General features: G+C 66.6%; 18 protein-coding genes. 12 read left to right on the forward strand and 6 right to left on the reverse strand.

The window, feature by feature from the left end:
• Positions 1-7 precede the first annotated feature (7 nt).
• On the forward strand, positions 8-3,109 hold the full coding sequence (locus HHL15_RS10895; RefSeq protein ID WP_169145786.1) for an efflux RND transporter permease subunit: 3,102 nt from the start codon (positions 8-10) through the stop codon (positions 3,107-3,109).
• Between the two features lie 51 nt (positions 3,110-3,160).
• Positions 3,161-3,505: a P-II family nitrogen regulator gene (locus tag HHL15_RS10900; RefSeq protein ID WP_169145787.1), complete on the forward strand. Its 345-nt coding sequence runs from the start codon at positions 3,161-3,163 to the stop codon at positions 3,503-3,505.
• 39 nt (positions 3,506-3,544) lie between these two features.
• Here the strand turns inward: HHL15_RS10900 and HHL15_RS10905 are convergent, their stop codons facing one another.
• Both HHL15_RS10905 and HHL15_RS10910 read right to left on the reverse strand, forming a co-directional pair.
• Positions 3,545-5,575, reverse strand: coding sequence for a TonB-dependent receptor plug domain-containing protein (locus HHL15_RS10905; RefSeq protein ID WP_169145788.1), 2,031 nt, complete (start codon positions 5,573-5,575; stop codon positions 3,545-3,547).
• A gap of 181 nt (positions 5,576-5,756) precedes the next feature.
• The gene (locus tag HHL15_RS10910; protein WP_169145789.1) at positions 5,757-7,262 is read right to left on the reverse strand and encodes a DegQ family serine endoprotease; all 1,506 of its coding nucleotides are present in this window, start codon (positions 7,260-7,262) and stop codon (positions 5,757-5,759) included.
• A gap of 343 nt (positions 7,263-7,605) precedes the next feature.
• Between HHL15_RS10910 and HHL15_RS10915 the strand changes: the two genes are divergently transcribed.
• Positions 7,606-8,523, forward strand: a complete 918-nt coding sequence (locus HHL15_RS10915) for a hydrogen peroxide-inducible genes activator (RefSeq protein WP_169145790.1) — start codon at positions 7,606-7,608, stop codon at positions 8,521-8,523.
• Here the strand turns inward: HHL15_RS10915 and HHL15_RS10920 are convergent.
• Positions 8,513-9,130, reverse strand: coding sequence for a 5-formyltetrahydrofolate cyclo-ligase (locus HHL15_RS10920; RefSeq protein ID WP_328825024.1), 618 nt, complete (start codon positions 9,128-9,130; stop codon positions 8,513-8,515). The two genes, HHL15_RS10915 and HHL15_RS10920, sit on opposite strands and share 11 nt — an antisense overlap.
• Positions 9,131-9,201: 71 nt before the next feature.
• Between HHL15_RS10920 and HHL15_RS10925 the strand changes: the two genes are divergently transcribed.
• The 4 genes from HHL15_RS10925 (at position 9,202) to HHL15_RS10940 (ending at position 15,525) form a co-directional block, all read left to right on the forward strand.
• Complete coding sequence (locus HHL15_RS10925) at positions 9,202-11,190, forward strand: lytic transglycosylase domain-containing protein (RefSeq protein ID WP_328825025.1); 1,989 nt, start codon at positions 9,202-9,204, stop codon at positions 11,188-11,190.
• A 72-nt stretch (positions 11,191-11,262) separates the two neighbouring features.
• A complete protein-coding gene (locus HHL15_RS10930) occupies positions 11,263-12,219 on the forward strand; it encodes a complex I NDUFA9 subunit family protein (protein ID WP_169145792.1) in 957 nt (318 codons plus the stop codon).
• Positions 12,216-13,472 (forward strand): multifunctional CCA addition/repair protein, encoded by a 1,257-nt coding sequence (locus HHL15_RS10935; RefSeq protein WP_169145793.1) that lies wholly within the window; start codon positions 12,216-12,218, stop codon positions 13,470-13,472. The genes HHL15_RS10930 and HHL15_RS10935 overlap by 4 nt, the downstream gene beginning before the upstream one ends.
• A gap of 46 nt (positions 13,473-13,518) precedes the next feature.
• Complete coding sequence (locus HHL15_RS10940; protein WP_169145794.1) at positions 13,519-15,525, forward strand: transglycosylase domain-containing protein; 2,007 nt, start codon at positions 13,519-13,521, stop codon at positions 15,523-15,525.
• 38 nt (positions 15,526-15,563) lie between these two features.
• Here the strand turns inward: HHL15_RS10940 and HHL15_RS10945 are convergent, their stop codons facing one another.
• On the reverse strand, positions 15,564-15,761 hold the full coding sequence (locus tag HHL15_RS10945; RefSeq protein ID WP_169145795.1) for a DUF2905 family protein: 198 nt from the start codon (positions 15,759-15,761) through the stop codon (positions 15,564-15,566).
• 187 nt (positions 15,762-15,948) lie between these two features.
• On the opposite strand from HHL15_RS10945, the gene HHL15_RS10950 reads away from it, so the two are divergent.
• Both HHL15_RS10950 and HHL15_RS10955 read left to right on the forward strand, forming a co-directional pair.
• A complete protein-coding gene (locus tag HHL15_RS10950) occupies positions 15,949-16,752 on the forward strand; it encodes an alpha/beta hydrolase (protein ID WP_169145796.1) in 804 nt (267 codons plus the stop codon).
• A gap of 209 nt (positions 16,753-16,961) precedes the next feature.
• The gene (locus HHL15_RS10955) at positions 16,962-17,168 is read left to right on the forward strand and encodes a hypothetical protein (RefSeq protein WP_235943345.1); all 207 of its coding nucleotides are present in this window, start codon (positions 16,962-16,964) and stop codon (positions 17,166-17,168) included.
• Between the two features lie 56 nt (positions 17,169-17,224).
• Here HHL15_RS10955 and HHL15_RS10960 read toward each other — a convergent pair whose 3' ends face one another.
• The gene (locus tag HHL15_RS10960; RefSeq protein ID WP_169145798.1) at positions 17,225-18,385 is read right to left on the reverse strand and encodes a class I SAM-dependent methyltransferase; all 1,161 of its coding nucleotides are present in this window, start codon (positions 18,383-18,385) and stop codon (positions 17,225-17,227) included.
• 110 nt (positions 18,386-18,495) lie between these two features.
• Between HHL15_RS10960 and HHL15_RS10965 the strand changes: the two genes are divergently transcribed.
• From HHL15_RS10965 to HHL15_RS10975, 3 genes are all read left to right on the forward strand, one after another.
• On the forward strand, positions 18,496-19,245 hold the full coding sequence (locus tag HHL15_RS10965) for a pteridine reductase (RefSeq protein WP_169145799.1): 750 nt from the start codon (positions 18,496-18,498) through the stop codon (positions 19,243-19,245).
• Positions 19,246-19,313: 68 nt separating this feature from the next.
• A complete protein-coding gene (ttcA, locus tag HHL15_RS10970; protein WP_169145800.1) occupies positions 19,314-20,249 on the forward strand; it encodes a tRNA 2-thiocytidine(32) synthetase TtcA in 936 nt (311 codons plus the stop codon).
• A 52-nt stretch (positions 20,250-20,301) separates the two neighbouring features.
• Entirely contained in the window at positions 20,302-21,165 is an 864-nt protein-coding gene (locus HHL15_RS10975; RefSeq protein ID WP_169145801.1) for an FHA domain-containing protein, read from the forward strand.
• Between the two features lie 90 nt (positions 21,166-21,255).
• Here HHL15_RS10975 and HHL15_RS10980 read toward each other — a convergent pair whose 3' ends face one another.
• On the reverse strand, positions 21,256-21,543 hold the full coding sequence (locus HHL15_RS10980; protein WP_169145802.1) for a PsiF family protein: 288 nt from the start codon (positions 21,541-21,543) through the stop codon (positions 21,256-21,258).
• Positions 21,544-21,556 lie beyond the last annotated feature (13 nt).

Raw genomic sequence — 21,556 nt, forward strand, 5'->3', positions numbered from 1 at the left:
ACCGGCCATGATCGAATCCCTCGTCAGAACCGCCCTCCAGCAACGTCTGGTAGTGGTGGTGGTGGCGGTCGTGTTGATGGTCTTCGGCCTCAATGCGGCGCGCAAATTGTCGGTGGATGCCTTCCCCGACGTCACCAACGTACAAGTCCAGATCGCCACCGAGGCCAAGGGCCGTTCCCCTGAAGAGGTGGAGCGCTTTGTCACGGTGCCGCTGGAGATCGCCATGACCGGCCTGCCCGGGCTTGAGGAGATGCGTTCCCTCAACAAGCCCGGCCTGTCTCTGATCACCCTGGTGTTCACCGATGCGACGGACGTGTATTTCGCCCGCCAGCTGGTGATGGAGCGCCTGCTGGAAGTGGGCAGCCGCATGCCCACGGGCATCGTGCCGGTGCTCGGCCCCGTATCCACCGGCCTGGGTGAGGTGTACCAGTACACCCTCGATCATCCCGATGACGGCGACCGTCAGCTTAGCGAGAAGGAGCTGACCGAGAGGCGCATCGTCCAGGATTGGGTGGTGCGCCCGCTGCTGCGCTCGATTCCGGGGGTGGCGGAGATCAACTCCCAGGGTGGCTATGCCCGCCAGTACCAGGTGCTGGTGAACCCGGACCGGCTGCGCCACCACCACCTCACCATCCGTGATGTATATGAGGCGGTGGCCCGCAACAATGCCAACTCCGGCGGAGGCGTCCTGCCCCAGTACGCCGAGCAGTACCTGATCCGCGGGGTGGGCCTGGTGAAGAGCCTGTCCGACATCGGCGCGATCGTGCTCAAGGAGGTGGGTGGTACGCCCGTCTACGTGCGTGATGTGGCGGAAGTCGCCTTCGGCCACGACGTGCGTCAGGGGGCTGTGGTGAAGAACGGTGTTACCGAGTCGGTCGGCGGCGTGGTGATGATGCTGCGTGGTGGCAACGCCAAGGAGGTGGTCAGCCGCATCAAGACCCGGGTGGCCGAGATCAACGACAAGGGCATGCTGCCCGACGGCTTGAAGATCGTGCCCTACTACGACCGTTCGGAGCTGGTGGATGCGGCCTTGTGGACCGTGACCAAGGTGCTGATGGAGGGCATCCTGCTGGTGGTCGTGGTGCTGTTCCTGTTCCTCGGCGATGTGCGTTCCAGCCTGATCGTGGTGGCGACCCTGGTGCTGACACCGCTGCTCACCTTCATGGCCATGAACCACTATGGCATCTCGGCCAACCTGATGTCCCTCGGCGGCCTGGCCATTGCCATCGGCCTGATGGTGGACGGTTCGGTGGTGGTGGTGGAGAACGCCTTCGGGCGGCTTGGGCACGCGGGCGAATCCGGCGAGAGCAAGGTCCGCATCATCTTCGATGCGGTGCGTGAGGTGGCTACGCCGGTCATCTTCGGGGTCAGCATCATCATCCTGGTGTTCCTGCCGCTGATGACCCTGCAGGGCATGGAGGGCAAGATGTTCGCGCCCCTGGCTTACACCATCGCGATCGCCCTGGCGGTGTCGCTGTTCCTGTCCCTGACCCTCACCCCGGTGCTGTCTTCCTACCTGCTCAAGGGCGGTGCGGAGCACGACACCTGGCTGATCGCCAAGCTCAAGGCGCCCTACCTGAAGATGCTCCACTGGTCGGTGGCCAACAGCCGCAAGACGGTGGTGGGCGGCATCGTGCTGCTGGTGTCGACCCTGGGGGTGTTTCCGCTGCTGGGCACCGCCTTCATCCCCGAGATGAAGGAGGGTTCGGTGGTGCCCGGCATCAACCGGGTGCCCAACATCTCCCTGGATGAGTCCATCAAGATGGAAATGCAGGCGATGAAGCTGGTGATGGAAGTGCCGGGCGTCAAGTCGGCTATCTCCGGGGTGGGCCGCGGCGAGTCGCCGGCCGATCCCCAGGGGCAGAACGAATCGACCCCCATCGTCAGCCTCAAGCCGCGCGACGAGTGGCCCGACGGGTGGACCCAGGACGACATCGCCGACGCCATGCGCGAGAAGCTCAAGGTGCTGCCTGGCGCCCAGGTGGTGATGGCCCAGCCGATCTCCGACCGGGTGGACGAGATGGTGACCGGGGTGCGTTCGGACGTGGCCGTCAAGGTCTTCGGCGACGACCTGGACCTGCTCAAGAAGAAGGCCGACGAGATCGCCCGGGTGGCGTCCTCGGTGCAGGGCGCGACCGACATCCGGGTCGAGCGGGTGACCGGCCAGCAATACCTGTCGATCGAGATCGACCGGGCCGCGATCGCCCGTCACGGCCTCAATGTGTCGGATGTGAACGACGTGATCGAGGCCGCCATCGGTGGCAAGCAGGCCACCGAGATCTACGAGGGCGAGCGGCGTTTTGCCTCGGTGGTGCGTCTGCCGGAGAGCTACCGCGACAACGTGGAGAAGATCGGCAATATCCTGGTCAGCGCGCCCAGCGGTGCCCAGGTGGCGCTGGAGAATCTGGCCGCCATCAAGGTGGTGGATGGCCCGGCCCAGGTGTCCCGGGAGCTGGCCAAGCGCCGCGTGGTGGTGGCCATCAACGTGAAGGACCGCGATCTGGGCGGCTTCGTCGCCGAGCTGCAGAAGGTGGTGGACGCCAAGGTGGAGCTGAAGGAGGGCTATTACCTGGAGTGGGGCGGCCAGTTCCAGAACCTGGAGCGGGCGATGGGCCACCTGACCATCATCATCCCGGTGACGGTGGCGGCGATCTTCTTCCTGCTCTTCCTGCTGTTCGGCTCGCTCAAGCTGGCCAGCCTGATCATCCTGGTGCTGCCTTTTGCCAGCGTGGGCGGAGTGCTGGGCTTGCTGGTGACGGGCGAATACCTGTCGGTGCCGGCCTCGGTGGGCTTCATCGCCCTGTGGGGGATCGCGGTGCTCAACGGGGTGGTGCTGGTGAGCTATATCCGCAGCCTGCGCACGGAAGGCATGCCGGTGGCCCAGGCGGTGGTGCAGGGCGCGGTGCTGCGTTTCCGGCCGGTCATGATGACCGCGACGGTGGCCCTGCTGGCGCTGATTCCCTTCCTGTTCGCCACTGGGCCGGGCTCGGAGGTGCAGCGTCCGCTGGCCATCGTGGTGATCGGCGGCCTTATCACCTCGACCCTGCTGACCCTGGTGGTGCTACCCACCCTTTACAAGTGGTTTGACGACACGCCGTACGAAGCGTGACATCCAGGGCGGGCCCTCGCGGGTCCGTCCCCGCACCTGAAGGAACGCAACATGAGAGAGATACTTGCAATCATCCGTCCCCAGAAGCTGCCGCGCCTGCGCGAGGTGTTGCGGGCCCTGCCGGGCTTTCCCGGCATGACCGTCACCAAGGCGGCGGGCTGTGGTGCGACGGTGCGCCATACCCCGCACTCCATCAAGGAGGTGCTGACCGACTTCACGGAGAAGGTGCGCATCGAGATCATTGCGCCGGACGATATCGCCGACCTGCTGGTGGATCACATCGTCCAGGTGGCCAGTACCGGGCAGACCGGCGACGGGCTGGTGTGGGTCAAGGATGTGCAGCGTGCGGTGTTCATCCGCAAGACTGTGGGTCCGGAGACGCCCGGAGTGGGCTGAAAGCAACGGGGGGCGGGTCTTTCCGCCTCCCGTTGCCGGCTAGAGCTCCACAGCCAGGGATAGCCAGACCATCGGTGAGGCCGGATTGACCGGCTTGTTCACGTACTGGGGCAAGCATTGCTCCGAGCGGTCGGCGATCTCCTGGTGGCGGCCACCCAAGTTGATGCCATTGAGCGCCAGTTCCATTTTCCGGCCGTCAAGCCGGAAAGCCCGGGCCAGGCGCAGGTCGAGGCTGGTGTAATCGGCGGAGGCGTAGGCACAGCCTGGCACATAGCCATAGCCGCCGGCCAGCGAGCCCATGCGCAGGAGGCTGGCCGTGCTCTTCCAGCCCCCGCCGTAGTCCTGCAGCCAAGTGAGGGACGCCGAGTAGGGCGCCGTACGGGCTGCCACTTCCGGTTCGCTGGTGTGGCGATCGATCAGGGTGTGGCTCAGCAGGATCTCGGTGCCAGGCCGTGGCCGTGAGCGGAACTGGTATTCGAGGCCACGCAGGACGACCGGCGAGCTCAGGTTGTCGAACTGGGACGAGGGGAGTCCCGCCAGCGCCAGCGGCCCTACCGGCGAGGGGATGCTGCGGCGGATCACGAAGTGGCTGATCCGCTCATGGAACAGGCGTACGTCCAGGGTTGCATCGATCGACGGGAAACGTCCCAGATAGCCGATCTCGAGGGTGTCGACGGAGGGTGTGCGCAGATTGGGATTCGGTACGTAGGGCCAGGCGATCGGCTTGCTGGTGGCTGGGTCGCTGCCCGGCGCGTAGGCGCGCACATCCCCGTAGATGTCGAACAGGTTGCGCTGCTGCCAGGCGCGGGCGTAGCCAGCGCGCAGGGTCGAGGTGGGTGTGCTCTGCCAGTTGATGAAGGCACGGGGAACGAACTGCGCCGCCTTGTCTCCGCTCTTTTCGAGAAGGCCGCCGAGATTGAGCTGCCAGCCGGGCGTGATGTGCCAGTCCAGGTTGGAGAAGGCCCGGTACAGGTTGATGGATGGGGGGGAGCCGCCGGCAAACAGGAAGGGCGCAGAGGTCTCGTCACGTCGTCCTTCCAGGCCCCAGACCATGCGGGTCTGGGCATTCAGGGCGAAGCGGTGCTGGATTTCGGCGTTGCTGCGATCGCTCTGGCGATTGCGGTTGAGGGGGACGGCGGGGAAGTCCGGTGAGCTGGCCAGCCACTGGTCTATCGATGATTCGTGGTTGCGGTAAAAGCTGACCAGCCATTCCTCGTCCTGGCTGAGGGTGCGCCGCCAGGTCAGGTGCAGGGTGCTGTTCTCCGATGCGGCCATGCGCTCGCCGTTGTTGTTGTAGATTGAATCGGCGTAGCCTGCCTCGCGGTTGATGTGGTTGTAGCCGGCGCGCAGGGTCAGTTCGTCGCGGGCATCGATCCGGTAGTCGCTGCGCAGGCTGAGGGTCTGGCTCAGGCGTGAGTCATGCACATTGCGGAAGCCGCTGTCCCGGGTGCGGGCCGCCGATAGCCGCACCCCGGCGCCGTTGCCGCCACCGGTCCAGCTTACCTGGGCATCGGCGATGCCGCGGTTACCGACGTTCAGCAGCCCGGAGGCTCCGTGCTCCTGGTGGCTGTGGCGGGTGATGATGTTGATCACGCCGAGAAAGGCATTGGCGCCGTAGGCGTTGGAGTTGGTACCCCGCACGATCTCGATGCGTTCGATCTCCTGGATCGTCAGGGGCAGAGCCGACCAGTCCACGCCGCCCGATGAATTGGGGGCATAAACCGAGCGGCCGTCGATCAGGACCTGGATTTCGGTGGGAAAGTCGCTGCCGAGTCCGTGATAGGTCACCCACTGGGAATGGCCGCGTTCCTGGCCGATCTGCATGCCGGGAACCAGGCGTAGCAGGCGTGCCACATCGCGGTAGCCGGTGGCCTGGATGAAATCCCGGTCAAGGATGGTGACCGCCCCGGGAGCCTCGTTCAGGGGCTGGGGCAGGCGGGAGGCCGACAGAACGGTGGGCAGGTCTTCAAAAAACGGGGCTTCCGCACCCGGCACCGAAACGGCGTCGGCTGCCAGGGCGACCGCGGGTCCGGTCAGTAAAGCGCACAGGAACCGCCTGTCGGGAAGCAAGGGCATCTCGGGATGTGTGATTTCGTGTGGGATCGGGGGGCCGACAGTTCAGCACATTACCCCGGCCCGAGATTATAGGGGGCCCTCAACCTCCTTCTTGTGGATTAGTGCTCAATATGAGCGTGATGCGATGCACGGCCGCCGCGGGCTCCAAAGGGGCGCCCGCGGCTCCGGCCGGGGCTCAGCCCAGCCGCACGGCCATGAAGATCCGGCCGCTGCCACGCTGGACCAGCAGCGCAAAGCGGTTGCCGGCGGCGTCCAGAAGCTTGCGGAACTGCTCCACGCTGGTGATCGCCTGATTGTTGATGCCGAGGATCACGTCGCCGCCCTGCAGTCCGGCCTTGGCTGCAGGGCCGCTGGCGCCTTCTACGACGATGCCGCCCGGCACGCCGAGGCGCGAGGCCTCCTGGGCGCTCAGGGCCCGTCCGGTCAGACCCAGCTTGGCGCTGGGGCTTTCACCCTTGCGGTCGGGGCTGGCTGCGAGGGTCTTCTCGGCCGTCTGCTCGCCCAGGACGACGTTGACCTCGCGGTTCTTGCGGTCACGCCATACCGACAGGCGGACGGTGGTTCCGGGCTTCTGTTCGCCGATGATGCGCGGCAGATCCGCGGAACTGTCCACCTTCTGACCATTGACGGCAATCACGACGTCGCCCGTTTGCAGGCCACCCTTTTCGGCCGGCGAGCCTGCCTCCACGTTGGCGACCAGCGCACCGGAAGGCTTGTCGAGGCCGAAGTTCTGGGCGAGTTCGGGGTCCAGCCCCTGGATGGTCACGCCGAGGCGGCCGCGGGATACCTTGCCGTACTTCTGCAGCTGGTCCTTGACCTTCAAGGCCACATCGATGGGGATGGCGAAGGAGATGCCCATGAAACCGCCGGAGCGGGAGTAGATCTGGGAGTTGATGCCGATCACTTCACCGGCCAGGTTGAACAGCGGGCCACCGGAGTTGCCCGGGTTGATGGCCACGTCGGTCTGGATGAAGGGAACGTAGTTTTCGTCGGGGAGGCGCCGGGCCTTGGCGCTGATGATGCCTGCGGTCACGGTGTTCTCGAAGCCGAAGGGCGAGCCCATCGCCACCACCCATTCGCCGACCTTGCTGCGCTCGGCGTCGCCGGTCTTCACGAAGGGCAGCCCCGTGGCATCGATCTTCAGCAGGGCCACGTCGGTGCGCTTGTCGCTGCCGACGACCTTGGCCTTGAAGTCCCGCTTGTCGGTGAGCTTGACGGTGACTTCGGTGGCGCCGTCCACCACGTGAGCGTTGGTCAGCACGTAGCCGTCCGCGCTGACGATGAAGCCGGAGCCCACGCCTTGCTGGATCTGCTCGGGGGCCCGGCCGCCCCGGCCGCCGCCATTGCCCGGGGTGCCGGGGGCAGGGATGCCGAAGCGGCGCAGGAAATCGTAGAAAGGATCGTCGGCGAAGGGGTCTTCACCTGAGGTGGCACCGCCGCGGGCCACCTTCTGGGTGACGCTGATGTTCACCACCGCGGGGCCGACCTGTTCGACCAGCGCGGAGAAGTCGGGCAGGCCGTAGCGCCCCTGGGAAACCGGGCCGCTCGCCTGGACGGGGGCCGCCGGTGTGGCGGTGTTGGCCGCATGGGACGGCGAAATGGCGCCTTCCTGCAGGCAGCCGCTCAGGGCCAGGACGACGGCAGAGAAAGCAAGGGTGGATTTGACCAAAACGGGTTTCATCGGATGCTCCAGTATGTGGCCTGGGAATGGACGGCCGGCGGGGCGTCCTGTTCCTTGTTTGAACAAGCGCTTACAAAAAGACCCCCACGCTCGCCGCTGCGCGGTTCGCTGCCCCCCAAGGGGGCGCTTTCATCTTGGGGCGGCCCGGCGATGAAAGGTCCCCCCGCGCTGCCTGCTGCGTGGCTTGCGGGTTCAGGGGCTCTTGTCTTGGGGCGGTCTGGCGATGAAATGGGGGCGGTGGCCGGGAGTACAAGGGGGTGGTTTAGGCTGTCGGTGCAGCGCGTCATGTGCTTTCGGCATGGGCGATGTATAGTTAATCTCTATCGCAGACAGGGGTGACCCGATGACGTTAACCGATCTTCGCTATCTTGTCGCCCTGGCCCGGGAGCGCCATTTCGGCCATGCGGCCGAGCGTTGCAATGTGAGCCAGCCGACCCTGTCGGTGGCGATCAAGAAGCTCGAGGACGAACTCGCGGTGACGCTCTTCGAGCGCAGTGCGGCAGACGTCAAGATCACCGACATCGGAGCCCGCATCGTGGCTCAGGCCGAAAAGGTGTTGCTCGAGGCCGGCCAGATCAAGGAGCTCGCCACCGCTGGCCGCGATCCGTTGTCGGGGCCGCTCAAGCTGGGGGTGATCTACACCATCGGGCCCTACCTGCTGCCCCACCTGATTCCCCGGGTCCATGAGGCTGCGCCCTCCATGCCCCTGCTGATCCAGGAGAACTACACGGCCCGCCTGGCTGAATCGCTCAAGCGTGGTGATCTGGACGTCATCGTGGTGGCCTTGCCCTTCGAGGAGCCGGGCATCGTCACGCAGGCGGTCTATGACGAGCCCTTCCGGGTCCTGATGCCGGCCGGCCATGCCTGGGAGAAGGACGAGAGCATCTCCGCCGTGCGCCTGGCCGAGGCGCCTCTGCTGCTGCTCGGGGCCGGCAACTGCTTCCGTGACCAGGTGCTGGAGGTATGCCCGATGTGCCGCAGCGGTGAGGGCCTGCAGCGCACCCTGGAGGGCAGCTCGCTGGAGACCATCCGCCACATGGTGGCCACCGGGGCCGGCATCACGGTGCTGCCGAGCAGCGCGGCCGACCCGCTGCCCGGCGGCAACAGCCTGCTGACGGTGCGCCCCTTCGAGGCGCCGGAGCCCTTCCGGCGGATCGCCCTGGCCTGGCGGGTCACCTATCCGCGCAGCGGCGCCATCGACGTGATCCGTTCGGCCATTCTCGGCAGCCCCCTGCAGGGGGTTCGCCCGGTCACGCGCTGAGCGCCTTTTCGGCACCTGCCTCGGTCACGATCCAGTCCATCGGCTGGTCGTGGTCCTGGGGGTGGACGGTATCCGCGCGGGCCAGTTCGAAGGCCACCCCGACGCAGATCGGGGCTGGCCGCAGGGCCGCCAGGGTGCGGTCAAAATAGCCTCCGCCATAGCCCAGCCGGTAGCCGGCCCGGTCGAAGACGTTCAGCGGAATCAGGACCAGCTCCGGGGTCAGGGCCGCGGCCTCCGCGGGTATTGGAATGCCGTGATGATCCCGCTCCATGACCGCCTCCGGGTACCAGCGCAGGAAGCGCATCGCCTGGCCGGGTGCGTCCACCACCGGCAGGGCGGCCTCGCGGGCCGCACCGCCGGCCAGCCAGCGGCCAACCCACGCCACCAGGTCCACCTCGCCCCGCCAGGGCCAGCAGAAGGCCAGGCGTTGCGGCGCAAGCCGGGCGATCAGCGCATCGAGATGGGTTTCGATGAGTCTGGAGTGATGCTGGCGGGCATGTTCGGGAAGGGCTTCACGGGCAGCGATGCGTGCTTCCCGCAATGATTTTCGCAGTGCAGCAATTTCCTTGCCGGAATCGGGGCTGGAGTGGGGGAAGGGCAGGGGCACTATGCTATTCTCCGGCGGCATTTTGGTAGGGCGTAAAGAGATGTAAGGGCTGAGGCGTAAGGGCGTAGAGCGTGGCAAATCGTAAGGTGTTCAAGAATAGCGTGTGGGCCGTGCTGGCGGCAGTGCTGTGGGCCGCGATGCCGGCCGGGGGCGATCCGGGTGACGAGCGCATTCTGCTGGCCCGAGATGCCGCGCGCAGCGGTGACCGCAACCGTTTGCTGCAGCAGGCCGCACCCACCGGGCATGCGCTCGACCCCTATCCTGAATACTGGCTGCTGGCGTCCCTGGTGGCCCGGCCGACCGGCGAGGCCGATACCATCCGCATCCGTGATTTCCTGGGCCGGCAGGCCGGCAGCTGGTTGGCGGAAAGGCTCCGTGGCGACTGGCTGCGGGCCCTCGGCAAGCGCGGCGAGTGGAGCAGCTTTGCAGCGGAGTTCCCGTTCATGGAGCAGCCGGAGCAGGATCTGCGCTGCTACCACTTCCAGGCCCGTCTCTCCAACGGCGATGGGGCCGTCCTCGACGAAGCGCGCCCGCTGTGGTTCACCCTTTTCGACACGCCCGACAGCTGCATTCCGGTGCTGCAGGCGCTGGTCCGCGATGGTCGTGTCAATTCCGATGAGATCTGGGGGCGGGTGCGTCGCCTGATGGAGGTCAAGCGCTTCAGCGGCGCCCGCGCAGTGGCTGGGTGGTTGCCGGCGGACCAGGCTCCGGCCCTGTCCGACCTCGACAAGGTGGGGGCCAATCCGTCCACCTGGCTGGACCGGCTGCCGGTCAATTTTGCAGCGAGCCGGACTGGCCGCGAGCTGGCCCTGATCGCGCTGGCGCGCCTGTCGCGGGACGATCCGATGGGGGCCTACCTGCGCTATGCGCGGCTCGACGAGCGTCTTTCTCCCGCCGAACGGGGCTATGCGCTGGGCCAGATCGCCTGGCAGGCGGCGGCGAAACTGGTCCCGGAAGCCCATGAGTGGTTCAAGGCGGCCGGCGATACGCCTCTGATCGAGGAGCAGGCCGCCTGGCGCGTGCGTGCTGCCCTGCGCGCCGGCGACTGGCGTGCCGTCCGATCCACGGTCGAGGCCATGTCCGCCGCGCAGCGGGCCTTGCCGGAATGGACCTACTGGCTGGGGCGGGCCTACCAGGCAGCGGGCAACCGTGAGGCGGCGCGGCGCGAGTTCGAGCGGATCGGCGGCCACCCGACCTTCTACAGCATCCTCGCTGACGAGGAGCAGGGGCGTGGCTTCACCCTGCCCAGCAAGGCGCGCGCCATCAGCCCGGACGAGCTCGAGCAGGCCCGTCAGACGCCCGGCCTGCAGCGGGCGCTGGCCCTGTTCCGCCTGGACATGCGCACCGAAGGCACCCGCGAGTGGAACTGGAGCCTGCGCAACCAGGAGGATCGTTTCCTGCTGGCGGCAGCCCAGATTGCCTTGCAGCTGGGGATCTACGACCGGGCCATCAATGCCGCCGACAAGACCCGCAACGAGCACGACTACAGCCTCCGTTACCTGTCGCCCTACCGGGAGCGGATCGAGCCCAATGCGAAGAGCCGCGACCTGGACTCTGCCTGGGTGTATGGCCTGATGCGCCAGGAGAGCCGTTTCGTGACGGCCGCCCGCTCCAGTGTCGGGGCTCAGGGGCTGATGCAGATCATGCCGTCCACCGGTCAGTGGATTGCCGGCAAGCTCGGCATGAAGGGCTACAACGTGGGCTGGTTGCGGGATCCGGACACCAACGTGATGTTCGGCACCACTTACATGCGGATGGTGCTGGAAGGGCTGGACAACCACCCGGTGCTGGCTTCCGCCGCCTATAACGCCGGGCCGGGCCGGGCCAAGCGCTGGAAGGACGCCAAGCCCCTCGAGGGCGCCATCTACGCCGAGACCATCCCGTTCGGCGAAACCCGCGATTACGTCAAGAAGGTGATGGCCAACGCGGTGATCTACGGTGCGCTCTTCGAAGGGCGGGCGCCGTCCCTCAAGGCGCGCCTCGGTACCATTGCCGCGACCAACGGGGATACCTCGAACATGGGCATGGGGAGTCCGGCACCGGGGGCGGGCCTGGAGTAAGGTGAGGGGTCGCGGGAATTCTTTCGACCTGCCCCACTCTGTGTCATCAGAACCACCCTGGAGGATCCCGTCATGAGTCCCGTTCAAACAGTGCTTGTCGTTGGTGGTAGTGGCTTTGTGGGGACGGCAGTGGCCAGTCGCCTGGTCCAGCAGGGCCTGCGGGTCATCGTGCCGACCCGTCGCCTCGACCGTGCCCGTCATTTGCTGACCCTGCCCACCGCCGAGGTCGTGGAGGCCGATGTCTTCGATCCGGCCGCGCTGACCCGCCTGATGCAAGGGGTGGATGCCGTGGTGAGCCTGGTGGGGGTGCTGCATTCGCGGTCGGGCGTACCCTATGGGCCCGACTTTGCGCGTGCCCACGTGGAATTGCCCACCCGTCTGGTTGCTGCGGCCCGGGAGGCCGGGGTCGGGCGGATCGTGCATGTGAGTGCCCTCGGTGCGCGTGCCGACGGCCCTTCTGAGTACCAGCGTTCCAAGGCAGCCGGGGAGGCGGCGATCCGGGCCGGCAGCCCCGAGGTGGCCTGGACCATCCTGCGTCCTTCCGTGATCTTCGGGCCGGGCGACAGCTTCCTGAACCTCTTCGCCAGCCTGCTCCGGCGTTTTCCAGTGATGCCCCTGGGCGGTGCCACGGCACGTTTCCAGCCGGTGTACGTGGAGGACGTCGCGGCGGTGGTGGCCGAAAGCCTGCAGCGGGTGGATGCCTGTGGCCAGACCTTCGAGCTGGCCGGGCCGCAGGAGTACACCCTGCGCGAGCTGGTGGAGTACGTGGGCGACCTGACCGGTTTCCGGCGTCCGGTACTGCCCTTGCCCGAAGGGCTGGCGATGCTGCAGGCAGGCTTCCTGGAGATGCTCCCGATGAAGCTGATGAGCCGGGACAACGTGTTGTCGATGCGGGCGCCGAACGTGGCCGAGGGGCCGCCCCAGCCCTGGGGACGGGAGCCCACTCCGCTCGAGGCCGTGGCGCCGGCTTACCTGGGCAAGGCCAACAAGCGTTCCCGCTACGCCGCTTTCCAGGTGCATCGTCCGTGAAGATCTACTGCGTTGGCGGAGCCATCCGCGACGAACTGCTGGGGCAACCCGTCAAGGACCGGGACTGGGTCGTAGTCGGGGCCACGCCGGAGGCCCTCCTGGCCGAGGGGTTCCGGCCGGTCGGCAAGGATTTTCCGGTATTCCTGCACCCGCGGAGCCAGGAGGAATACGCTCTGGCGCGCACCGAGCGCAAGACTGCGCCGGGCTATGCCGGTTTCGTCTTCCATACCGATGCCTCGGTCAGCCTCGAGGAAGACCTGGCGCGCCGCGACCTGACCATCAATGCCATGGCCCGCGGGCCCGACGGTGAGCTGGTGGACCCGTATGGCGGGCAGGCCGATCTGGCCGCGCGGGTGTTCCGCCATGTGAGCCCGGCCTTTGCCGAGGATCCGGTGCGCATCCTGCGGCTGGCGCGCTTTGCGGCACGCTTCGCCGATTTCCGGGTGGCCCCGGAGACCCTGGCGCTGATGCGGGCCATGGTGGCGGACGGGGAGGTCGATGCCCTGGTGCCCGAGCGGGTCTGGCAGGAGCTGGCCAAAGGCCTGATGGAGGCGCGCCCCTCGCGCATGCTCGAGGTGCTCCGCGAGTGCGGCGCGCTGGCCCGCCTGCTGCCCGAGTTCGACCGCCTGTTCGGCGTGCCCCAGCCGGCCGCGCACCATCCGGAGATCGACTGCGGGATCCACGCGCTGCTGGTGATCGATGCGGCGGCGCAGGCCGGTCATCCCCTGCCTGTCCGCTTTGCCTGCCTGCTCCACGACCTGGGTAAAGGCGTCACGCCCGGCCATGTGCTGCCGCATCACTATGGCCATGAGGCCGCCAGCGAACGCCTGGCCCGCCAGGTCTGCGAGCGCCTGAAGAGCCCGTCCGACTGCCGCGATCTGGCCCTGATGACGGCCCGCGAGCATGGCATCGTGCACCAGGCCTTGCAGCTGCGGCCGGAAACCATGGTCAAGCTGATCGAGCGTTGCGACGGCCTCCGCCGGCCCGAACGCTTCGTGGCCATGCTCGACGCCTGCGTCTGTGATGCCCGGGGGCGGGCCGGCTTCGAGGCACGGCCTTATCCGCAGCAGCAGCATCTGCTGGATGCCTTGGCCGCCGTGCGCGGGGTGGACGCGGGGGCCATCGCCCGCGGCCTGGCGGACAAGTCGAAAATCGCCGAGTCGGTCCATGCGGCTCGGGTGGCGGCCGTGAAAGCCCGGCCATCGGACAAGGACACCAAGATTGACAGTTTCTCCGCCGGAGAGCGTCAGTAATACCGCCTTGGGCATGCCGGTTTGCGGCCTACAATGCCGCCCACTCATGCCCCGCCTGCGCCTGCCCCTCGTCCTGCTCCTGACTGCCCGGTCCCGGGTCCTGCTTGTTCTGCTGTGGTGCCTGGCGGGCCCTGCCTGGGCGGTGCACCCCATCCCTGCGTTCGCCGAGGTGCGGGCCGGGGCCAGGCCTTCGGTCGCCGTGCTGCTGGCACGCGATGGCACGCCGATCTCGGAGCGTCGCCTCGACATGACGGTGCGGCGCCTCGAATGGGTGGGCCTCAACAGTCTGTCCCCGGCGCTCAAGGAGGCCTTGCTGGCCGCCGAGGACAAGCGCTTCTTCGAGCATTCCGGCGTCGATTGGCGGGCCTTCGCCGGCTCTCTGTGGCACAACCTGTGGTACGAGCGCAAACGGGGCGCGTCTACCCTGTCCATGCAGTTGGCCGGTCTGCTCGACCCGGAGCTGGCGCTGGGGCGCAGCGGCATGCCGCGCCGTTCCATCGGCCAGAAATGGGACCAGGCCTTCGCCGCCCAGGCCCTCGAGGCCCGCTGGACCAAGGAGCAGATCCTTGAGGCCTACCTCAATCTGGCGCCTTTTCGAAGTGACCTGCAGGGTGTTCATGCCGCGTCGCGGGCGCTGTTCAACAAGACGCCAGCCGAGCTCGGGCGACCCGAGGCCCTGATCCTGGCGGTCCTGTTGCGCGGCCCCAATGCGCGGCCCGAGGTGGTCGGGCGGCGTGCCTGCGTGCTGGCCGAGCGGGTGGGGGCACCGGCGGCCTGTGCGCAGGTGCAGCGTCTGGCCCAGTCCAGTCTCGATCGTCCCGCCGCTCCGCGCTGGGATATGGCACCCCACGCTGCCCGGCTGTTATTGACCCATCCGGGGGAACGCCTGGTGACGACCCTGGACGGCGAGCTCCAGCGCAGCCTGCTGGCCGCCCTGCGCAAGCCGGGCGTCGGCGAGCAGGCGGCGGGCGTCGTGGTGGACAACCTGTCGGGTGACATCCTGGCCTACGTGGGGGCACTGGATGGCGCCCAAACCGACCAGGCTCAGGCGCCGCGCCCTGTCGGCAGCCTGATTCAGCCTTTTGTTTACGGCCTGGCCATCGAACGCCGTCTGGTGACGGCCGCGAGCTTCCTTGAAGAGCCTCTCGCCAATCACGCGCCGACCACTCCCGATGAGCGTATGTGGGTGAGCGTGCGGCGGGCGCTGGCGGAGAGTATGTCCGACCCGGCGGCCAACCTGATGCGCCTGCTTGGCGAAGGGCTGGTCGAGCGCCTGCGCCTGGCCGAGGTGGAGGGTGGGCGTGGCGGCGTGCCCGATCTGGGCCTGATGCAGCTGGCGGGGCTTTACCGCAGTCTGGCCAGCGGCGGCCAGTGGCTGTTGCCGCGCTGGTTGCCGGCCTCGGGCGAGCGGCCGGCCCGGCGTCTGCTGCGGCCTGAGGCGGCTTTCATCGTCAGCGACGTGCTGGTCGAGCCCGATGAGGATGGGGCAGGCCTGCCCTTTGTGTACCGCCAGTTCTCTCCGGATGCTCGCGACTCCGTCACGGTCGGGTTTTCGGAGCGTTACACCCTCGCGCTGTGGATTTCCGGCAGCAGGAGTTCAGCCCTGGTGGCGGGGCAGGTCTGGCACGAGATGATGCGCGGACTGCACCGCGCGGCGCCGCCGCTCAGGCCGGTTCCGCCGCCCGGGGTGGTGTCCAGCCTGGTGGTGTTCGAGCCGCCGCTCGAGAATGCCCGCAGGGAGTGGTTTGTCCGTGGGACGGAAACCGACAGGGTCAGCCCGCCGCGCAGCCTGGCGCGCATCAGCCATCCCCTCAACGGGGTGCTTGTCGATGCCATGGCCATCGTGGATGACCCCGGTTTCCGCGTCATGCTCGATGCCGTGCACGCGCCGCCGGGGGCGTGGTGGCGTCTCAATGGCGAGCGGCTGGCCGGCAGCAATGGCCTGCGTACGGCCTGGCGGCCGGTGGCCGGCCGGCATGTGCTCGAGCTGGTGTCGCTTGAAGGGGTGGTGCTCGACAGCGTGATCTTCGCGGTGCGGGCGCCGCTGGAGTGAGTGTTGCCGTGGGATCGTGGGGCGCGGCCGCGGGGTGATCAGAGCCAGCGGATCAGCAGCCCCACCAGCAGGGACAGCAGGAGGGTGCTGGTCAGCGGGATGTGGATGTGCCGCCCGAAGAGGTCGAAATGGATGTCGCCGGGCAGGTGGCCCAGGCGCCAGCGCCGGGTCCTGAGGCTGGAACCGAATCCCGACACGACGGCGATTACTACGATGGCGAGCAGCCACTTGAGCATTTCCGGTTACCTGCCTGGGTACAAACCCTCAATTTAAACGCGGATGCACCTCATTCGGCGACTTTTGTGCTTTGCCGCACGCAGCGGGTACGGTACCTTGTACCGATAACACCATAACCCCAGAACAGCCCATGATCCTCGCCCTCGTTGTCACCTCCGCCGGCCCGGCCGGATGCGGAGCCGCCGCATGAATCGATCCCGCTTTGGTGACCTGGAAGTTCTCTGCCGTGCCCCTTCCGTTCCGTCCTGTGAGACGCCCCTGCTGTTCGTGCATGGCGCCTACACCGGGGCATGGTGCTGGGACGAGTATTTCCTGAAGTATTTCGCCAGCAAGGGATACTCCTCCTACGCGGTCTCCCTGTCTGGCCATGGCGGCAGCCGTGGAGGGGCCTACCTGGACAGTTTCTCCATTGCCGACTACGTCGATGACGTGGCCGAGGTGGTCGGGAAGCTGCCCGTTGCGCCGGTGCTGATCGGTCATTCCATGGGCGGAATGGTGGTCCAGAAATACCTGGAGAAGCACTCGGCTCCCGCCGTTGTGCTGATTTCCTCGGTTCCGCCGCAAGGCCTGCTGGGGTCTGCCTTCGGCCTGGCCTTCTCCAAGCCGGGCCTGCTCGGTGACCTGAACCGCATCATGGGGGGAGGCCAGCCGCAGATGGAAACCCTGCGCCATGCGCTCTTCCATGAAGCCATCGAACTGGAGCGGCTGCAGCGCTATTACCACCTCTGCCAGCCCGAATCCCACCGGGCGATCTGGGACATGTCCCTGTTCGACCTGCCCTTCGTGTCGCGCATGCAGTTGCCGCCGATGCTGGTGATGGGGGCCCAGCACGACGTGTTGATACCGCCCGAGCAGGTTCGCATGACGGCCCAGCGCTATGGGGTGGACTCGCTCATCCTGCCGGGGCTGGGCCATGGAATGATGATGGAGTCGGATTGGCAACAGGCTGCCGACCCCATCGTGGCCTGGTTGAAGACGCTGGATTTGTAATATTGTTGTAAAAAATCTGGCGGTGTGACCTTCGTCATTGCCGACAGCGCCGGGCTGACCCATTCTTGAATCACGCACGAGGCAGGTTTCCGGGGACCACTCCCCGGAGCGTCGGCCGAGTTTCCTTCAACCTTCGAAGGCTGCCGCCGTTAAGTTAACCCAGGGGGACTGCTCCCCCACCCCGAACGGAGGCCGAAATGGTGATCTGCATGGACATGGAAAGTGGTGCCCGCACCTATACCGACCCGGAAGACGATGTCGGTCTGGCCTATGGCGAAGAAGTGCTCAATGCCAACCCGCTGCCGCCCGAGCTGGCCCTCGGTCTGCAGGAAATCCCCGCCAGCACGCCCGAGCGGCATTTTGTACCGACGGATGTGGACGCCTTCCTGAGCGCAGTCTATCTCTACCAGGAGTAGATGTGAGCACCCTGCCGCCGGGCCTGTGACGGGCCGGTTCGCAGGGGTTCAGGCGTTTACAGGGTGTGGAGCCGGTCGCCGCGCAGGAAGCCGATCAGTGTCTGGTCAATGTTCCGGCCGAGGGCGATCACCTTGAACAGTTCTCCCATCTCGTGCGGGCCGGTCAGGCGCTGCACGGCCTTGGCGGCCCGGATGTAGTCGGCCCCTTCTTCCGGGGCACGCCGTGACAGGCATTCCAGGATCCCGCAGTTGAACAGCAGGTTGGCCTGGTCGGCATAACCCAGTACATCCAGGCCGGCTTCGAAGCCGGCTTCGGCCACCGCGGTGAAGTCCACGAAGGCGGTGATGTCGTTCAGCCCCGGCCACAGGAAGGGGTCGCCGTGGGCGTGGTGCCGGAAATAGCAGAGCAGGGTGCCGGTACTGCGGCTGCTGAGGTAATACTCGGCCCGTGGGTAGCCATAGTCCACCAGCAGCAGGGCCCCGCTTTCGAGGCGCGCGGCCCATTCGGCAATCCAGGCGCGGCCAGCCAGGTTGAGCTCGCTGACGTACTCGCCCTCCTCCGGCAGGGGGATCTCCAGGGCTGCGGCGGCCTCGGCAACCCTGCCGGCAGCCGGTTTGTCGGCCCACGCGAAGCCCCCTGCCTCAGCTCTGGCCACGCCGCGCTCGAAGATGCCTTCGGGGCGCCAGGCGATCAGGTGGACGGGCATCACGTCCAGGACCTCGTTGGCCACCAGGGCGCCTGAGAAACGCTCGGGCATGCCGTCCAGCCAGCTGACCCGGCTGGCCAGGTGGGGAGCCTTCCGGGCCAGGGTGTCGAACTGGCGTTCGCGCAGCTCGCCGGACACCTCCAGGATGGCATAGCTGTCGGGCAGGGCGCCGCGATGTTCAAGTTCGAGCAGCAGGTCGGCGGCCAGCAGGCCGGTGCCGGCGCCGGCTTCGATGATATGGGGCGCCGACAGGGCCATGATCTGCTGGACTTGTGCGGCAAGCGCCTGCCCAAACAGGGGTGTGAGTTCCGGGGCGGTGATGAAGTCGCCGCCGGGCCCGAATTTGCGGGCGCCGCCGCTGTAGTAGCCGACGCCAGGGGCGTAGAGGGCTTCCGCCATGTAGGTGGCAAACGAGATCCAGCCTCCCTCGGCGTCGATCAGCGAGTTCAGCCGGGCGACCAGGCGGTCGCTCTGTTCAAGGGCTTCAGGCGAGGGCTGGGGGAGCTTCATGGGATGCGTGCGCGGAAAAGCCCGCATTCTACCCGTCCAGCCAGGTGTCCCGGCGGGGCCGACGCACCGTATCATTGCAATCCCTTGGCTGATGTCCCATTCCTGAACAGATGAAGTCCGAAGCTTCCGCTCCCGTCGTCCTGGTTACCGGTGCTGCCCGCCGTGTCGGCGCCGAGATTGCGCGCCACCTGCATGCTGCAGGTGCCAGCCTGGTCCTGCACTGCCGTCGCTCCGGGGCGGAGGCCGAGGCGCTGGCGGCGGAGTTCAATGCCCGGCGGCCGGACTCGGCGCGGGTCCTGCAGGCCGACCTGCTCGACAGCGTTGCGCTGGCGGGCCTGGTGGAGCGGGCCGTGGCAGCCTTCGGCAGGCTGGACGGGTTGGTCAACAACGCCTCGAGCTTCTTCCCGACCGCCCTGGGCGAGATAGACGAAGCGGCGTGGTTCGACCTGATGGGTTCCAACCTCAAGGCGCCGCTGTTTCTGGCCCAGGCCGCCGCTCCCCATCTGCGGGCGAGCCGCGGCGGGATCGTCAATATCGTGGATATCCACGCGGAGCGTCCGCTCAAGGGCTATCCCGTGTACTGCGCCGCCAAGGCGGGCCTGCTGGGTCTGACCCGCGCCCTGGCGCTCGAGATGGCGCCCGAGGTAAGGGTCAATGGGGTGTCGCCGGGGGCCATCGAATGGCCGGACGACGGCCAGTTTCCACCCGAGGAGCGTGATGCCATCGTGCGGCATACCTTGCTGGGGCGGGTTGGTGCTCCCTCGGACATTGCGCGCAGCGTGGTCTTCCTGCTGCTGGAGGCGCCCTACATCACCGGTCAGATCCTCGCGGTGGACGGCGGGCGCAGCGCCCACCTATAGATTCTTTAACACTTGATTCGGATGGGGTGATACCCGGACGAACTATAATCTTCGAATACTGGAACAACATGGAACATGCAGTGGCAGTTGCCGATCTCCCGACCGCAGACGTCCCGGAAAAGGAGTCGCGCCATTCAAACACCTTCCTGCGCCTCAAGAAATTTCTAGAGCGCAAGGTCGGCGAGGCCATCGGGGACTACAACATGATTTCGGACGGCGACGTGGTGCTGGTCTGCGTCTCCGGCGGCAAGGACTCCTTCTCCCTGCTATCCATCCTGCTGGCCCTGCGGGAGCGGGCGCCGATCGACTTCCGCATCGTGGCGATGAACCTGGACCAGAAGCAGCCCGGCTTTCCGGATCATGTGCTGCCTGCCTATTTTGAATCCCTCGGGGTGGAATACCGCATCGTCACCGAAAACACCTACAAGATCGTCAAGGAAAAAATTCCCGAGGGAAAGACGACTTGTTCGCTCTGTTCGAGGCTGCGGCGCGGCATCATTTACCGCACTGCAAAAGAGATCGGAGCCACCAAGATTGCCTTGGGCCATCACCGCGACGACATGATCGAAACCCTGTTTCTGAACATGTTCTTCGCTGGCAAGATGAAGTCCATGCCGCCCAAGCTGGTCAGTGACGACCGTGAGAACGTGGTCATCCGTCCGCTGGCGTACTGCTCTGAAAAAGACATCGAACGTTTCGCACGGGGCATGGAATATCCCATCATTCCGTGCAACCTGTGCGGCAGCCAGGAGAATGCACAGCGCAAGCAGATCAAGGCTATGCTGAGGGACTGGGATGCCCGCTTCCCCGGCCGTGTCAATTCGATCGGTAACGCCCTGAAGAGCGTGGTGCCCTCGCATCTCGCGGATAACGAGCTCTTTGACTTCCGTGGTGTCTCCTGTGCTACAAATGTTGAGCAGGGTGACACTGTTTTCGACGCCCCCGATCTGCCTGCCGAGCTTGTGGCAGGCGATGCGATTCCGATCGGAATCTGGAAAGGCTAGCATCCATGACCCGTCCCGGACGGGTCGCCAGGTATTGCCGGAGTTCGCAAGCATGAATGAGCGTGTCCAGGCCCCGAGTCTCGTGTATGCCGATGTCGCGGGAGGCGACCGGCTGGCCGTCCGGCTGGGTGGGGCGGAGGCAGGCTACGCCGTTGAGCGTTGCCTGAACCGCATGTCCCGCTGTGCCGAGGCTTACGCCGCGACCGACCTGCAGGTCCGGACGGACGTGGTGGTGGCGCGTTTCGCCGATGCGGATTCGGCCTTGCTGGCTGCCCGTGAGATGCGCGAGCGTGTCCGGGCGCTGCCGCCGATGAGTGGTATCAAGCTGGTGCTGCGGGCCGGGGTGGTGCTGGAGGCGGATGCCGAGAGTGCGCTTGAAAAGCCGGAAGCCCTTGCCGCCTGGCTGGTCTCCAGCCAGAACCCCGATACCATCGCCGTCTCCGAAGGTTTCGGTCAGGCCTTGTCGCCATCCATGCGCCGCATGCTGGGGCGCCTGGGGGACAACGAGGGCGGCGTTCCCTTTCCTGCCCTCGAACTGGGTGAAGCGCCGCCGCCGACGCCTGCCGAACTGCGCCTCGATGCGATCCAGGCCCACAAGACCCTCAATGTGAGTTTCCGCGGACGCAACTGGTGCATCGACGCGGCCCATCCGACACTGCTTTTCGGGCGCGAGACGGGCAATGACATCGTGATCCCGGATCCCCGCGTGTCCCGCCAGCATGCCCGCATCGAATTGCGCGGTGGCCTTTTCTACCTGGCGGACACCAGCACCAATGGCACTTACCTGCTCGAGCAGGGGCGTGCCGAGCTATGCATCAAGCGGGATGAGTTCATTCTGGGTGAGAAGGGGCACATCGGTTGTGGCTTCTCGCCGGCCGAGAACATGTCCGACGCGGTGGCCTTTGCCCTCGCCTGAGCCTTCACCGGCCGAGCCAAATGAAAAAGGCCGCGCATGCGGCCTTTTTCTCGCGGACCTCCCGGGGGGAGGTGCTGGATGTGGGGGCTCTCAGCCCTTCAGACAGCCGCTCATGAAGGCCTTGCGTTCGTCGCCCTTCAGGGCCTTTTCGCCGGCTTCCTTGTTGCAGGACTTCATCTTTTCCTGCTGGGTGGGCTTGGCGGCAGGCTTGGCGGAGAGGCATTCCTTCATGTATGCCTTGCGTTCGTCGCCCTTCTTGTCGGCGGCGGAGGCATTGCATTCCTTCATCTTGTTCTGCTGCCCGGTGGCGGCCAGGGCCGCGGGGGCCAGGCTGGCGGAGAGCAGGGTCACGGCGACGCTCAGGATCAGTTTTTTCATCAGGTCACTCCTC

The sequence above is a fragment of the Zoogloea dura genome, assembly GCF_012927165.1.
Lineage (GTDB): Bacteria > Pseudomonadota > Gammaproteobacteria > Burkholderiales > Rhodocyclaceae > Zoogloea > Zoogloea dura.